General features: G+C 67.1%; 4 protein-coding genes. All 4 read left to right on the top strand.

Annotated elements, in window-relative coordinates:
* Positions 1-160 precede the first annotated feature (160 nt).
* Genes MMSP_RS28315 through MMSP_RS10205 form a run of 4 tightly spaced genes read left to right on the top strand, consistent with a single transcriptional unit; the run spans position 161 to position 16981 of the window.
* On the top strand, positions 161-1639 hold the full coding sequence (locus tag MMSP_RS28315) for a beta-ketoacyl reductase (RefSeq protein WP_369797350.1): 1479 nt from the start codon (positions 161-163) through the stop codon (positions 1637-1639).
* Positions 1639-4956 carry a type I polyketide synthase gene (locus tag MMSP_RS10215; protein ID WP_036426408.1) on the top strand — a complete coding sequence of 1106 codons (3318 nt, stop codon included), beginning with the start codon at positions 1639-1641 and terminating at the stop codon, positions 4954-4956. Before MMSP_RS28315 ends, MMSP_RS10215 begins: the two co-directional genes overlap by 1 nt.
* Complete coding sequence (locus MMSP_RS10210; protein ID WP_020786540.1) at positions 4956-11561, top strand: type I polyketide synthase; 6606 nt, start codon at positions 4956-4958, stop codon at positions 11559-11561. Before MMSP_RS10215 ends, MMSP_RS10210 begins: the two co-directional genes overlap by 1 nt.
* Positions 11561-16981, top strand: a complete 5421-nt coding sequence (locus MMSP_RS10205; protein ID WP_020786539.1) for a type I polyketide synthase — start codon at positions 11561-11563, stop codon at positions 16979-16981. The genes MMSP_RS10210 and MMSP_RS10205 overlap by 1 nt, the downstream gene beginning before the upstream one ends.
* The last annotated feature ends 5 nt before the right edge of the window (positions 16982-16986 follow it).

The following is a 16986-nucleotide window of genomic DNA, read 5'->3' as shown; positions in this document are numbered from 1 at the left end:
CGTCGACGTCATCGACCCGTCCGCGCTGACCGAGGAGAGCGAGCTGCTCGCGGCGCTTGCCGGCGTCGAGCATGTGGTCTACGCCCCACCCGCAGGAAAGTCCCTCGACGTCAACGCGGCCTACCAGCTCTTCCACCAGGTGCGCCGCCTGGTCACGGTGATGACCAAGGCGTCTTTGACGGCCAAACTGTTGCTCGTTACCCGCAACGCGCAGCCGATCGCCGAGGGCGATCGCGCCAACCCCGCGCACGGAGTGCTGTGGGGCCTGGGCCGCACCATCGCCCTGGAGCACCCCGAAATTTGGCGCGGCATTATCGATTTGGACGAATCGATGCCGGCCGAGCTGGCGGCGCCGAAGATACTGGGCGAAGTCACCGGCACCGATGGCGAAGACCAGGTCGTTTACCGGTGTGGCGGTCGCCACGTGCCCCGCTTGCAGCGCCGCACGGCGCCTGCCGTGGCGCCGGTGACGCTGGACCCCAACAGCAGTCAACTCGTCATCGGCGCGACTGGTAACATCGGCCCGTACTTGATCCGCCAGCTCGCGCAGATGGGCGCCAAGACCGTTGTCGCGGTGTCGCGCAATCCCGGACAGCGACTCCAAGAACTGGCTGAAAGTCTTGCCGCAGAAGGGACCAACCTCGTCATCGAAGCTGCTGATGCCACCGACGAAGCAGCGATGACAGCGCTGTTCGACCGGTTCGGTGCCGACTTGCCACCGCTGGAAGGCATCTATCTGGCGGCCTTTGCCGGCGGACCGGTCCTGCTCAACGAAATGACCGATGCCGACGTGCGCGCCATGTTTGCACCCAAACTCGACGCCGCGGCCCTGCTGCACCGGTTGTCGCTGAAGGTCCCGGCGCGCCACTTCGTCTTGTTCTCCTCCATCTCCGGCTTGATCGGCTCACGCTGGCTCGCCCACTACACCGCCACCAGCGGCTACCTCGACGCACTGGCCTACGCACGCCACGCCCTGGGGTTGCCGGCCACCACGGTCAACTGGGGCCTGTGGAAGTCCCTCGCGGACGCCGAGCACGACGCCAGCCAGGTCAGCGTGGGATCCGGACTACTGCCGATGCAGGACGAGGTCGCCATCGGCACACTGCCGCTGCTGATGAACCCAGCCGCCGGAGTGCATTCCGTTGTGGTCGAAGCGGATTGGCCGCTGCTGGCCGCCGCCTACCGAACCCGCGGGTCCCTGCACATCGTTGACGATCTGCTGCGCGATTTTGCGGAGGCTTCGACGATTCCGGCGCGAGATTGGTCGCACCTGTCGGCGCAGGAAGTGCGCACCGAGTTTGAAGCGGGGCTACGCAGGATAGTCGCCCGCGAGCTGCGGGTTTCGGAGTCAGATCTGGAAACCGACCGGCCGCTTGCCGAACTGGGGCTCAATTCCCTGATGGCGATGGCGATTCGGCGCGAGGCCGAGATGTTCGTGGGTATCGAGTTGTCGGCAACCATGCTGTTCAATCACCCGACTGTCGCATCACTTGCCAGCTATCTCGCTAACCGTGTTGCGCCACAAGATAATTCAAGTAACGACCAGATGGCCGAATTGTCCGCTTCAGCGGGAAGCACATTGGACAGCCTGTTCGACCGCATCGAGTCGTCTTCACTGCTCCCGGAGGGCCCTGGGTAATGCGATCTGTGTACAGCCGCATCTCGAGTATGACGGCTCAGCAGCGTGCTGCCCTGTCCGAGGAGTTCTCCCGGGCCTCACGCACCACCACGGCAGAGCCCGTGGCGGTCGTGGGTATCGGCTGCCGTTTTCCGGGGAACGTGACGGGCCCCGACAGCTTCTGGGACCTGTTGGTCGAAGGCGGCAACGCCATCTCGGGGATTCCCGCGGAGCGCTGGGACGCGGACGACTATTACCACCCCGACCCGTTGACGCCCGGGCACATGACCACCAAGTGGGGCGCCTTCGTAGCAGACATCGCCGGATTCGACGCCGAATTCTTCGGCATCACCCCGCGCGAAGCGGCGTCGATGGACCCGCAACAGCGGATGCTGCTCGAGGTCACCTGGGAAGCCCTCGAACATGCGGGCATTCCAACGGAATCCCTCGCCGGCACGCGAACCGCGGTCATGATGGGCGTCTACTTCAACGAGTACCAATCCATGTTGGCGTCCAGCCGCGAAAACGTGGACGCCTACACCGGAACCGGCAACTCGCACAGCATTACCGCCGGGCGGATCTCCTACCTGCTGGGGCTGCGTGGCCCGGCCGCGGCAATCGACACGGCCTGCTCGTCGTCCTTGTCGGCGATCCACCTGGCGTGCCAGAGCCTGCGCCTGCGCGAAACCGATCTGGCACTGGCGGGCGGGGTCAGCGCGACCCTGCGCCCGGAGACCCAGATCGCCATCTCAGCGTGGGGCCTGCTCTCACCGGAAGGCCGGTGCGCCACCTTCGATGCGGCCGCCGACGGGTTCGTACGTGGTGAAGGCGCCGGGGTTGTGGTGCTCAAGCGTCTTACCGACGCGCTACGTGACCAGAATCAGATACTGGCGGTGGTGCGCGGTTCCGCGGTCAACCAGGACGGGCGCTCCAACGGCATCACGGCACCGAACACGGCCGCCCAGTGCGATGTGATCGCCGACGCGTTGCGCTCGGCCGATGTCGCGCCGGAGAGTGTGCACTACGTGGAGACCCACGGCACCGGAACCCAACTCGGGGACCCGATCGAGTTCGAGGCGCTGGCGGCCACCTATGGCCTCATCAAAGGCCAGGATGGCGACTCGTGCGCACTGGGAGCCGTCAAGACCAACATCGGTCACCTCGAGGCCGCATCCGGCGTGGCCGGGTTCATCAAGGCGGTACTGGCCGTACAACACGGCCAAATCCCCCCGAACCTGCACTTCTCACAATGGAATCCGGCCATCGACGCGGCATCGACGCGGCTTTTCGTTCCGCTCGACAACATTGCTTGGCCGTCAGATTCGGGTCCACGACGGGCGGCGGTTTCCTCCTTCGGCCTGGGCGGGACGAATGCGCATGCAATCGTCGAGCAGGGTCCGGAACTGTCGCCAGCCGGCCGGCGCGGCACCGACGATGAGGTCATCCCCACCACACCCTGGCACCACACCCACCACTGGATCGACAACGCGGCCTCGAGTTCACCCGCGCTGTCGCGGTCGGAGTCTCGAGACGGTACCGGGGCCGCGTTGGATACCCGCTGGTCACCGGAGAGCGGCAGCCTCCTCGACGAGTGGTCCCACAAGGTTGTGTGGGCGGCGCAGTCCTTGCCGGACACGCCGAGTGCGCAGACCGCGGTCCACGGCCGGTGGCTGGTGCTGGGCAATGCCGACCTGGCCGCCGAACTGGGCCGTGGCGCGGACGTGCTGGACAGCGATAGCGAGCCGGCCGCGTTGGCCCGGGCGCTCAACGATGTCGACTACGTGCTCTACGCGCCGCCGGTCCCCGCCGACCTGCTCGATGTCGCAGAGGCCTACCAGCTGTTCCACCAGGCGCGCCGCCTCGCCACTGCGATGATCGCCAACGGCTCACCGGCCAAGTTGCTCATCGCCACCCGCAACGCCCAGCCGATCGCCGAAGGCGATCCCGCGAACCCCAGCCATGGCGTGCTGTGGGGCCTGGGCCGCACCATCACCCTCGAGCACCCCGAAATCTGGGGCGCAATAATCGATTTCGACAACTCGGTGCCGGCCCAGGTGGTCGCGCGCCAGGTGCTGGACGAAGCCGACGCCACCGACTCGGAGGACCAGGTGGTCTACCGGTCCGGGGTGCGCCACGTTCCCCGGTTGCGCAGACACTCCCTCGCCGCGCAACCGGTCGCGCTGGATGCCGGCGCTAGCCAATTGGTGATCGGCGCCACCGGTAACATCGGGCCGCACCTCATCAACCAGCTCGCCGAGATGGGCGCCAAGACCATCGTCGCCGTATCGCGCAATCCCGGTCAGCGGCTGCAGAAGTTGGCTGAAAGCCTTGCCGCAGAAGGGGTTAACCTCGTCATCGCGGCCGCTGATGCCACCGACGAAGCCGCGATGACCGCGTTGTTCGACCGGTTCGGTGCCGACTTGCCACCGCTGGAAGGCATCTATCTGGCCGCCTTCGCGGGCCAGCCCGTGCTGCTCACCGAGATGACAAACGACGACGTGACGGCCATGTTTGCGCCCAAACTCGACGCCGCGGCCCTGCTGCACCGGTTGTCGCTGAAGGTCCCGGTGCGTCACTTCGTCTTGTTCTCCTCCATCTCCGGCCTGATCGGCTCACGCTGGCTAGCCCACTACACCGCCACCAGCGGCTACCTCGACGCACTGGCCTACGCGCGCCGGGTGATGGGGTTGCCGGCCGCCACGGTCAACTGGGGCCTGTGGAAGTCCCTCGCCGACGCCGAGCACGATGCCAGCCAGGTCAGCCTCGGCTCCGGGTTGGTGCCCATGCAGGACGACGTCGCCATCGGCGCATTGCCGCTGGTGATGAGCCAAGCCGCCGGAGTGCATTCGGTAGTCGTGGCGGCGGATTGGCCGCTGCTGGCCGCCGCCTACCGAACCCGCGGGTCGCTGCGCATCGTCGATGATGTGCTGCCGGTCTCGGACGAGACGACGGTGCTGGAAAGCGAATTCCGTGTCGCCCTGCGCAACTGTGCACCGGAGCGTCGCCACGACATGCTGCACGACCAGGTGGCAATGCTTGCCGCCAACGTGATGGGTTTACATGCGGGCGAATCGCTGGATCCCTCCACGGGCTTCTTCCAGCTCGGGATGGACTCATTGATGAGCGTGACGCTGCAGCGGGCGCTGTCGGACAGCCTCGGCGAGTTCCTGCCACCGTCGGTGGTTTTCGACTACCCGACCGTTTACAGCCTTACCGACTATCTGGCGACTATCCTGCCCGAGCTGGAGACCGACGATGAGTCGACAGCCGATGTTTACGACGAACTGACCGAAGCCGAACTATTGGAACAGCTTTCGCAGAGGCTGCGAGGAACCTGATGACCGCGACACCGGACCGCAGAGCGGTCATAACCGATGCGCTGCGCAAGATCGATGACCTCAGCGCACGCCTGGAAATCGCCGAAAAGGCGGGCACCGAGCCAATCGCAGTGGTTGGCATGGGGTGCCGATTCCCTGGTGGAGTCGACAACCCGGAACAGTTTTGGGACTTGCTGCACGAAGGCCGCAGCGGCATCGTCCGGGTTCCCTCCCAGCGGTGGGACGCCGACGCCCTCTACACCGACGACCACACCCTTGCGGGAACGATCTGTAATCGCGAAGGCGGCTTCCTCTCGACATGGGAGCCGAGCGAATTCGATGCGGAGTTCTTCTCCATCCCGCCGCGCGAGGCGGCGGCGATGGACCCGCAACAACGGTTGTTCCTCGAAGTTGCCTGGGAAGCCCTGGAAAACGCGGGAATCCCGCCGCAGACCATTCGCGGCACCCAGACCGGGGTTTTCGTCGGCGTAACGGCCTATGACTACATGCTGATGATGTCGGGCGCCGTGCGAGCCGAAGAACTGGACGCCTACCTGCTCACCGGGAACTCGGCGAACTTCGCTGCCGGACGAACCGCCTATCTGCTCGGGGCCCGAGGTCCCGCCATGGTCCTGGACACGGCGTGCTCGTCGTCGTTGGTGGCCATCCACCTGGCCTGCCAAAGCCTGCGCTGGCGCGAAACCGACATGGCCTTGGTCGGCGGGACCAACCTGTTGCTCAGCCCCGGAACCAGCATCGCCTGCTCCCGGTGGGGCATGCTGTCGCCGGAGGGTCAATGCAAGACCTTCGACGCGGACGCCGACGGGTACGTACGCAGCGAAGGCGCTGGCGTGGTGGTGCTCAAGCGGTTGTCCGACGCGCAGCGCGACGGCAATCGGATCCTCGCCGTGGTGCGCGGTTCGGCGGTCAACCAGGACGGCGCCAGCAGTGGCGTGACGGTTCCCAACGGCCCGGCCCAGCAAGCGCTGCTGGCGCAGGCGCTCGATTCGGCCAAGTTGACGCCGGCCGACATCGACTACATCGAGGCGCACGGAACCGGCACTCCCCTCGGCGACCCGATCGAACTCGACTCGCTGAGTAAGGTTTTCGCCGATCGGGAGGGCCGCGAGCCGCTGGTGCTCGGCGCGGTCAAGACCAACCTCGGCCACCTGGAGGCCGCGGCCGGGATCGCCGGATTCATGAAGTCGGTGCTGGCCGTCGGACACGGCCGTATTCCACGCAACTTGAACTTCCGCCAGCTCACTCCCCACGCCAGTGAAGGCGTGTCGCGGCTGACCATTGCCACCGAGGAAATGGAATGGCCGGCCACCGATCAACCGCGCCGGGCCGGCGTGTCGTCGTTCGGTGTCAGCGGGACCAATGCGCACGTGGTGATCGAGCAGGCCCCGGATCCGGCGCCGGTGCCGCGAGACGCTGCTCCGGCGGTGTCGACGCTGGTGGTGTCGGGTAAGACGGCGCAGCGGGTGGCCGCAACGGCCGCTGCGCTGGCCGATTGGATGGAAGGCCCCGGTAGCGAGGTGCCACTGAGCGATGTGGCCCACACGCTCAACCATCACCGCGCCCGCCAACCCAAATTTGCCACGGTGGCCGCCGTCGACCGCGAGCAAGCCATCACGGGGTTGCGTGCGCTGGCCGCCGGCGAGCCGGCCACCGGCGTAGTCGGCTGCCCCGAGAAGCCGCTCGGGCCCGGCACCGTGTTCGTGTACTCGGGTCGCGGGTCGCAGTGGGCCGGAATGGGCCGCCAACTTCTCGCCGACGAACCCGCATTCGCCGCGGCGATCGCCGAACTGGAACCGGTGTTCCTGGCCGAGGCCGGGTTTTCGCTCCACGACGTGATCGCCGACGGAAAAGAACTGGAAGGCATCGAACAGATCCAGCTGGGTCTGATCGGGATGCAGTTGGCGCTCACCGCGCTGTGGCGCCACTACGGAGTTACACCCGATCTGGTGATCGGCCATTCCATGGGTGAAGTGGCCGCCGCGGTGGTGGCCGGTGCCTTGACGCCGGCCGAGGGCCTGCGGGTGACCGCGACCCGGTCCCGGCTGATGGCACCGCTGTCGGGCCAGGGCACCATGGCGATGCTCGAACTGGACGCCACGGCTACCGAGGCACTGATCGCTGGCTACCCCGAGGTCACGTTGGCCATCTACGCCTCGCCACGCCAAACCGTCATCGCGGGCCCGCCCCAGATGATCGACGAACTCATCGAGCAGGTACGCGCGCAGAACCGCTTCGCCGGCCGGGTCAATATCGAAGTGGCCCCACACAACCCGGCGATGGATGCCCTGCAGCCCCTGATGCGGTCCGAGTTGGCCGACCTCACCCCACGGCCGCCCTCCATTCCGATCATCTCAACCACCTATGAGGATCTGGAAAGTCGCCCGGCCTTCGACGCCGAGCACTGGGCCACCAACATGCGCAACCCGGTGCGCTTCCAGCAGGCCATCACCCATGCCTTCAACGGTGCCGACACCGCCCACCACACCTTCATCGAGATCAGCGCACACCCGCTGTTGACACACGCCATCAGCGAGACGCTGGCCGCAAGCCAGGACAGCGCCCAAGGCGAAACCGATTCCGGTGCGAGTTATCTGAGCATCGGCACCCTGCAGCGCGATGCGCATGACACCCTGACGTTCCACACCAACTTCAACGCGACCCACACCACCCGCGGCCCCCAGACGCCGCACCCTGCCGAACCGCACCCGGTGCTACCCACCACCCCCTGGCAACACGGCCAGCACTGGATTTCCAGCACGACCGCGTCTCGCTATGCGACCGGATCCCACCCACTGCTCGGCATCGGTGTCACCGATCCCACCAATGGCACCCGGGTATGGGAATCCCAGCTAGGCCCGGATCTGCTGTGGCTCGGAGATCACGTCATCGACGACCTTTGCGTGCTGCCGGGGTCGGCCTACGCCGAGGTCGCGCTGGCAGCAGCGATGGACACCTTCAAAGACGCTGAAGGCGACCAGGGTTCGGCAGACCCAGCCGGCCCGGACGGTTCGGTGGCCTCAAACGCGCATCAGCCCTGGGTGATTCGTGAACTGAGCCTCCATCAACTGCTCCACGTCACCGACGGCACCAAACTTGTCACCACCCTCACCGGGGACGAGCACACCTGCCGGATCGAGATCAGCACCCAAAGCGGCGCCTCGGGGTGGGTCAAGCACGCCTCCGCGACACTCGCGCGCCACGACGCCTCCGATAGCGACGCACCGCGACCGGCGGTCGAGGAAGCGGGCGCCCCAACCGACGAACTCGACCCGGAGCAGCTCTATCAGCGGCTCCGCGGCGCCGGGCAACAGCACGGACCCGCGTTTCGCGGAATCGTCGGCCTCGCCGTCACCGAGTCGGGTGCCGCCCGTGCGGACGTCCGGCTCCCCTCTTCGGCCAGGATCGGTTACCGCGGCTTCGCGCTACACCCGGTGATGATGGATATCGCGGTGCAGACCCTCGGGGCCACCCGGATGGCCCTCGAACTCGCCGAACAGCAGGATTCTGGCCACACCCTGGTGCTGCCAATACGTTTCGCGGGTATCCACGTGTACGGCGACATCGCCGAGGGAGTCCGCGCGATCGGCTCGCTCGCCGCCACCGATCGCCCGGACCGCCTCGTGGGCCGAGTGACCCTGGTTGATCCCGATGGCCAGCCGCTGCTGGTCATCGACGAGGTAGAGATGGCGGTGCTGGGGTCCAGCGCCAGCCCGACCGAACTCACCAGCCGCCTGTTCACTCTGGAATGGGAGCCAAAACCCCTCGACCAAACCGCCGCCACACCCGGTGCCGTGTTGTTGATCGGTGACCTCGGCGCCGACGACCGGCTGTTGCCGGCCCTGCAGACGTCGCTGACCGGCAGCGCCGCCGAGCTGGACGTGGTGTCACCGGCCGACGCAGCCAAGCTGCGCGCGGCCATCACCCGAACCGATGCCCGGTGGCAGGACATCGTCGTGGTCTGTCCGCCACGAGCCGTCGATGAGGCCCTGCCGCAGGACGCTCAACTGGACCTGACCCAGCAGCGCACGCTGATGATCGCCGACGTGGCACAGACCGTGACGCGGATGGGGGCCCGGAACAGCCCACGACTGTGGATCGTCACCCGGGGCGCACAACAGCTGAGTCCGGCCGACGAGGTCACCCTGGCACAGACACAGCTTAGAGGAATCGCGCGCGTGCTCACCTTCGAGCACCCGGAACTCAAGACCACCCTCGTCGACATCGAGGGCGACGGCGAGGGCTCACTTGCCGCCCTGACCCAAGAGTTGCTGGCCGGCGCGGACGACGACGAAATCTCGCTTCGGGACGGACAACGCTTTGTCCACCGACTGGTGGCCGCACCGACGGTTGGCACCGGGGATCTCGAACTCGAATCTCGCCGCACCGTGGTAAATCTGGACGCCGGCGGGGCGGTACAGCTGCGGACCGATCAACCCGGACGGCTGGACTCGCTGACCGTGCATCAGGTGAAACGATGCCGGCCTCAAGGCGATCAGGTGGAGGTTCGTGTCGCCGCCGCCGGGCTCAACTTCAGCGATGTGCTCAAGGCGATGGGCGTCTACCCGGGACTCGACGGTGCGGCTCCGGTGATCGGCGGCGAGTGTGTCGGCTACGTGACTGCCATCGGCGACGACGTCGACTCACTCGAGATCGGGCAGCGCGTGATCGCCTTCGGCCCAGGCACATTCGGATCGCATCTGGGCACGATTGCCGATCTCGTCGTCCCGATCCCCGACACGTTGCCCGATAACGAGGCGGCCACCTTCGGCATCGCCTATCTCACCGCGTGGCACTCGTTGTGCGAGGTCGGGCGGCTGTCCCCCGGCGAACGCGTGCTGATCCACTCCGCCACCGGCGGGGTCGGAATGGCAGCGGTGTCGATCGCGAAGATGATCGGCGCGCGCATCTACACGACGGCCGGCTCGGATGCCAAACGCGAAATGCTGTCCAGCCTGGGCGTCGACTACGTCGGCGACTCGCGCACCGTCGACTTCGCCGACGAAATTCTGGAGCTCACAGACGGCTACGGTGTCGACATCGTTCTCAACTCGCTGGCCGGCGAGGCGATTCAGCGCGGCGTGCAGATACTGGCCCCTGGCGGCCGGTTTATCGAACTGGGCAAGAAGGACGTCCACGCCAACGCCAACCTGGGATTGGCCGCGTTGGCGAAGAGCGCGTCGTTCTCGGTGGTGGACCTTGACCTGAATCTGAAGCTGCAGCCGGCCAAGTACCGCGAACTTCTGCAGGAAATTCTCGAGCATGTGGCCGATGGCACGCTGGAAGTGCTTCCGGTCACCGAATTCGGTCTGCGCGATGCGGCCGACGGATTTCGGCTCATGGCCTCCGGCAAGCACACCGGCAAGATCGTCATCTCGATCCCCGATGGCGGCACTGTCGAGGCGATCGCCTCGCCCCCACCGGAGCCGTTGGTCAGCCCGGAGGGCGGCTACCTCATCGTGGGCGGCATGGGCGGTTTGGGTTTCGTGGTCGCGCGGTGGCTGGCCGAGCAGGGCGCGGGTTTGATTGTGCTGAACGGACGTTCGGAGCCCAGCGACGACGTTCGGGCGGCCATCGCGGATCTGAGCTCCGGTGGCACCCGGATCGAGGTCGTCACCGGCGACATCGCCGAGCCCGGCACCGCCGAACGGCTGGTGCAGACGGTGCAGAACAGCGGCTTCCGGCTGGCCGGAGTCCTGCACAGCGCGATGGTGCTCGACGACGAGATTGTCTTGAACATGTCGGAATCGGCCGCGCGGCGGGTGTTCACTCCGAAAGTCGCCGGTAGCTGGCGGCTGCACGAGGCCACCGCCGACCTCGACCTCGATTGGTGGCTGACCTTCTCGTCGGTGGCTTCGCTGCTTGGGGCGCCCGGTCAGGGTTCCTACGCCGCCGCGAACTCGTTCGTCGACGGCCTGGTCGCCTATCGCCGTTCGCTCGGACTGCCCGCCGTGGGAATCAACTGGGGCCCGTGGGCCGAAGTCGGCCGCGCCCAGTTCTTCGCCGATCTCGGTGTCTCGATGATCACCGTCGAGCAGGGACTGGCGGCAATGCAGCTGGTGCTATCGGCAGACCGGGCACGCACCGGTGTGTTCATTCTCGACGCCCGGCAGTGGTTCCAATCCTTCCCGGCCGCAGCGGGTTCGTCGCTGTTCTCGAAGCTGCAGGAGTCGACCACGCCGGAGCGCCGTGCTGGCGGCGCGATCCGTGCGGAATTGGATGCCTTGGAGGGTGCGGCCGCCGCCGAGCGTCCCGCCCGGCTCGCGGCCGCGATCGCCGGCGAGATCCGGGCGGTGCTGCGCTCAACCGAGCCGATCGACGTCGACCGGCCGATGGAGTCCCTCGGTCTGGACTCGCTGATGGCCCTCGAGTTGCGCAACAGGCTCGAAGCGAGCCTGGGCACCACGTTGCCGGCGGCTTTGGTCTGGGCATACCCGACCATCACCGATCTTGCCGGCGCGTTGTGCGAACGCCTTGGCTATGCGCAGCTAGCCGATGTCGAGCAGACGCCCGACGCGGAGGCGGCATTGTCGGACGAAGAAATGGAATTGCTGTCCGACCTCGTGGCAGCAAGCGAGCTGGAAACGGCAACGGGGAGCAGCGAGTAATGACAAGTCTTGCCGAACGCGCGGCACAGATGTCACCGAAGGCGCGCGAGGTCCTCGCGCGTGAACTTGTGCGGGCGGGAACGGCGTTCCCGACAGATATCGCCGAGCCGGTGGCAGTGGTTGGGATCGGTTGCCGGTTGCCGGGGAATGTCTCGGGGCCGGACAGCTTTTGGCAGCTGCTGGTAGACGGCAGGGACGCCGTCGACGAGGTGCCGGCCGATCGATGGGACGCGGACGCGTTCTATGACCCCGATCCGCGGGCACCGGGGCGGATGACGACGAAATGGGGCGGATTCATCGACGACGTCGCCGGGTTCGACGCCGACTTCTTCGGCATCACCCCGCGCGAGGCCGTGGCAATGGACCCCCAGCAGCGGGTGCTGCTCGAAGTTGCCTGGGAAGCCCTCGAGCATGCCGGCCTGCCACCGGATCCGCTGAGCGGCACCCGAACCGCGGCGGTGATGGGGTTGTCGGCGTGGGACTACACGATCGTGAACCTCGAGCGTCGCGCCGAGATCGACGCGTACATCAGCACCGGCAATCCGCACAGTGCCGCGGTGGGGCGGATTTCCTATCTGTTGGGACTGCGCGGCCCAGCCGTGGCCGTGGACACCGCGTGTTCGTCGTCTCTGGTGGCGCTGCACTTGGCTTGCCAGAGCCTGCGATTGCGCGAAAGCGACGTGGCGCTCGCGGGTGGGGTTCAGCTCATGCTGTCACCGTTCACCAGCATCGCGCTGTCCAAGTGGTCCGCCCTGTCACCGACCGGCCGGTGTAAAACCTTCGACGCCTTGGCCGACGGGTTCGTCCGCAGTGAAGGCTGCGGGGTCGTGGTGCTCAAGCGGTTGGTCGACGCCGTCCGCGATGGCGACCGCGTGCTGGCAGTGGTCCGGGGCTCGGCGATCAACCAAGACGGTCGATCCAACGGCATGACCGCGCCGAACGCGGCAGCGCAGCGTGATGTGATCGGCACGGCGTTGAAGCTGGCCGATGCGACCGCCGACAGCGTCAACTATGTCGAGACCCACGGCACTGGAACGGTGTTGGGCGATCCCATTGAATTCGAGGCGCTCGCGGCCACCTATGGCCTTGGCAAAGACAAGGGTGCGGACTCGTGCGCCCTGGGGTCGGTGAAGACCAACCTCGGTCACCTCGAGGCGGCCGCCGGGATTACCAGTTTCATCAAGGCGACGTTGGCGGTGGCGCACGGATACATTCCGCCCAATCTGCACTTTTCCCGCTGGAATCCGGCCATCGACGCATCGTCAACCCGGCTGTTCGTGCCCACGCAGGGCGCGCAATGGCCCGCCGGCCTGCGCAGGGCGGCCGTTTCCTCGTTCGGCCTGAGCGGGACGAATGCGCACGTGGTGCTCGAGCAGCCCCCGGCGCCCGCGCCGGCGGATCAGCCCCGTTCCGGGTTGTCGGCGTTGGTCGTCTCGGGCAAGACGCCGCAGCGGGTGGCCGCGATGGCGTCCGCCTTGGCCGACTGGGTGGACGGACCGGGGGCCCAGACGCCGCTGGCCGATGTGGCACACACGCTCAACCATCATCGGGCCCGCCATGGCAAGTTCGGCGCCGTGGTTGCGCGTGATCGAGCCGGCGCGGTCGAGGGGCTGCGGGCACTGGCCGCCGGCCAGCCTGGCCCCGGAGTCCTGGGCTGCCAGGACGTCCAAAACCAGCCGGGCACCGTGTTCGTGTACTCCGGACAGGGCTCGCAGTGGGTTGGCATGGGCAGGCAGTTGTTGGCCGACGAGCCGTCATTCGCCGCAGCCATCGCCGAGCTGGAGCCCGATTTCGTTGCCCAGGCCGGTTTTTCGCTGCAGCAGACCCTTACCGAGGGCCGCGAGGTGGTCGGCATCGACCGCATCCAGCCGGTGCTGGTGGGTATCCAACTGGCGCTGACCGCACTGTGGCGCTCCCACGGCGTGACACCCGACGCGGTGGTGGGCCACTCGATGGGCGAGGTGTCCGCCGCCGTGGTAGCCGGGGCTTTGACACCGGCGGACGGGTTCAAAGTCATCGCCACCCGCTCGCGACTGATGGCGCGGCTGGCCGGCCAGGGCGCGATGGCCCTGTTGGAACTCGACTCCGATGCCGCCGAGGCTCTGATAGCCGACTATCCGCAGGTGACGCTGGCCGTGCACGCCTCGCCACACCAGTCGGTGGTGGCCGGCCCGCCCGAGTCGGTGGACGCCGTGATCGCCGCGGTGGCCGGCCAGAATCGGCTAGCCCGACGGATCGAGGTCGATGTCGCCTCGCATCACCCCATCATCGATCCGATCCTGCCCGACTTGCGAAGCGCGCTAGCGGATTTGACTCCCCAGCCGCCCGCCATCCCGATGATCACGACCACCTGCGAGCAGCCTCAGCCGGTGCTCGACGCCGACTACTGGGCGGCCAACCTGCGCAATCCGGTGCGGTTCCACCAGGCCATCACCACCGCCGGCGCGCAACATCACACCTTTGTCGAGATCAGCCCCCACCCGCTGCTGACGCATGCCATCACCGACACGTTGGCCGCAGCCGAGAGCCGAACCCGACTGATAACCGCCACCTTGCAACGCGACGGAGACGACGCCATCACCTTCCACACGAACCTGGCGGCGGTCGGCAAAAAGCCCGCCGACGCTGTCACTGGTCAACTCGCCGACATCCCGGTGACGCCCTGGCAACACACCCAATTCTGGGTCGAGGATCGGTCCGGGATATCTGAATTGGTGGCCGCCCACCCGTTGCTCGGCGTGCACATCGAGGTTCCCTCTGGCCACGACCACGTCTGGCAGGCCGACGTCGGAACCAAGGCTTGCCCCTGGCTCGGCGACCACAAGGTGTTCGGTCAGGCCATCATGCCGGCGGCGGGTTTCGCCGAGATCGCGTTGGCGGCGGCCAGCGAGGCTTTCGATCTGCCGGTCGATGCCCTCTCGATCAACCAGCTCGAGATCGAACAGATGCTCGATCTGGACGAGCACACTCAGGTCACAACGCAGTTGACTCGACGGGCCGACGACAAGACGCGCATCGAGATCTATTCCCGCTCCGCCAGCGGCTGGCGCCGGCATGCCGTGGCCAAGGCCGAAACGTCCACGCCGAGCGCGGCCCCGGTGCTGGAAGAACGCACGTCACGTCAGGACGAGACCGACATCAAACCGGCCGACCTGTACGCCCTGCTGCGCCAAGCCGGCCAGAACCATGGTCCGGCGTTTGCCGCCCTGACTCGCATTCTCCGACGGCCAGACGGATCCGTGGAAACCGAGATCACCCTTTCTGACGAGGCGCCCAGGCACCAGGGCTATCGCATCCACCCAGCAATGCTGGATGCGGCTCTGCAAAGTCTGGCGGCCGCCGTCCCCAACGACGAGTTCGCCGGGTCGGCCGAAGCCAGTTATCTGCCGGTGTCGTTCGAGACGTTGCGGGTGTACAGCAACCCCGGCCGGCATGCTCGCTGCCGGGCCCAGCTGACAAACCTCAACGACGGCGGCGCCGGGAAGCTGGGCCGAATCACCCTGACCGACGACGCGGGAAATGTGACCGTCGAGATCAACGACATCTACCTGCGTCGCGTCGAGCGCCGCAGTGTGCCGCTGCCGTTGGCGCAGAAGATCTTCGACACCGAGTGGGTGGAGAAATCCATCGCCGGCGCAGACCAACCCGATGCTCCCGGCAGTTGGCTGGTGCTCACCGACGCCAAGTCCAACGCCGACGAGTTCGTCGCGCGGTGGAGTTCGCCGCAACGCCGGGTGATCACCGCAGACCTAGGCGATGAAGCCGCCATGCTCGCCGCGTTCGCCGAAACCGCGGGCGATCCCGAGCGGCTTCCCGTCGGTGTCGTCGTTTTCGTTGGGGGCGCGGGGAACAACTCCGGCGCTGCCGACGACGGCCGCATCAGCTATGACGGCCTGATCCAGTCCCGCGATACCGTCTGGCAGATCTCGACGGTCGTTCGCGCGATCGTCGGCACCTGGCATGGGCGGGCACCGCGGCTGTGGTTGGTCACCGAAGGCGGCCTCGTGGTTCACGACGAGCCGGGCCGCCCCGCGATCGGTGCGTTGCAGGGTCTGGTGCGGGTGCTCGCCTACGAGCACCCCGAACTGCGCGCCACCCTCGTGGACCTGGACACGGGTGCGGATTCGGTAACGAGGTTGGCCGGCGAACTCAGTTCGCCGCGTGACGACCCGAACTACGACGACGTTGTCGCTTGGCGAGATGGGCGCCGATACGTCACCCAGCTGTGCCGCGCGATCCTCGACCCCGAACCGCAGCGCGACCCGGTCATTCGCCCGGGAGCGTCCTATATCGTCACCGGCGGTCTCGGTGGTCTCGGCTTGGTTGTCGCCCGATGGCTGGTGGACAGCGGCGCGGGCCGCGTGGTTTTCAACGGCCGCAGCGAACCCTCCGATGAGCAGCGCAAAGTTCTGGCCGAGCTGGAAAGCCGGGCAGAGGTGGTCGTGGTCTGCGGCGATTCGGCCACCGAAGGCGTGGCGGAAAGTCTGGTTGCCGCGGCCGAGGACCAGCAGCGCCAGCTGCGCGGCATCGTGCACGGAGCGGCGGTCATCGACGACAGCCTGCTGTTCTCGATGACCAAGGACAGCCTCGAACGAGTGTGGGCCCCCAAGGCCGCCGGCGCGCTGCGACTGCACGACGCAACCGCGACTCGCGAACTCGACTGGTGGCTGGGATTTTCCTCTACCGCTTCGCTGTTGGGCTCCCCCGGCCAGACCGCGTACGCGTGCGCGAGCGCGTGGCTGGACGGTCTGGTTGCGTGGCGCCGGGCGGCCGGTTTGCCGGCCGCCACCATCAACTGGGGCCCGTGGTCAGAGGTGGGTGTGGCCCAAGCGCTGGTCGGCACCCCGCTGGACCCGATCACTCCGGCCGAAGGCGTGGTGGCACTGGACGCCTTGCTCGCCGCCGACCGCGGCCGCACCGGCGTTGCGCGGCTGCGTTCGGACCGAGCGCTGATCGCCTTCCCCGAGATCCGCAACCTCGGTTACTTCACCCTGGTGGTCCAAGAACTCGACGCGGCCGGCGACGGCGGCGACTGGGCTGGTCCCGAGGCGCTCAAGGAAATGGACCCGGCCGAGGCACGTCAAGTTGTGACCGAGCGGTTGCACACGCGCATCGCCGCGGTGATGGGCTACGCTGACCGGTCGGCTGTCGATGCCTCCATGCCGTTGACGGAGCTGGGTCTGGACTCTCTGATGGCGGTGCGTATCCGAAACACCGCACGAGCGGACTTCGGTGTGGAGCCGCCGGTGACACTGATTTTGCAAGGCGCGTCGTTGCATGGCCTGACGGTCGACGTGATCCGCCAGCTCGACTTGGCCGGCGATGAGCAGACCCACGAACATGTCGACGTTGTTCGCGACCGGGCGCAGCAGCGCGCGGCAGCGCGACACGGAGCCGCGATGCGGCGGAAGCGAGGATAGAACCT

The sequence above is a fragment of the Mycobacterium sp. 012931 genome, from assembly GCF_000419295.1.
Taxonomy (GTDB): domain Bacteria; phylum Actinomycetota; class Actinomycetes; order Mycobacteriales; family Mycobacteriaceae; genus Mycobacterium; species Mycobacterium marinum.
The sequence above is the reverse complement of the archived record's forward strand: the minus strand, read 5'-3'. Positions and strand labels throughout refer to the sequence as shown.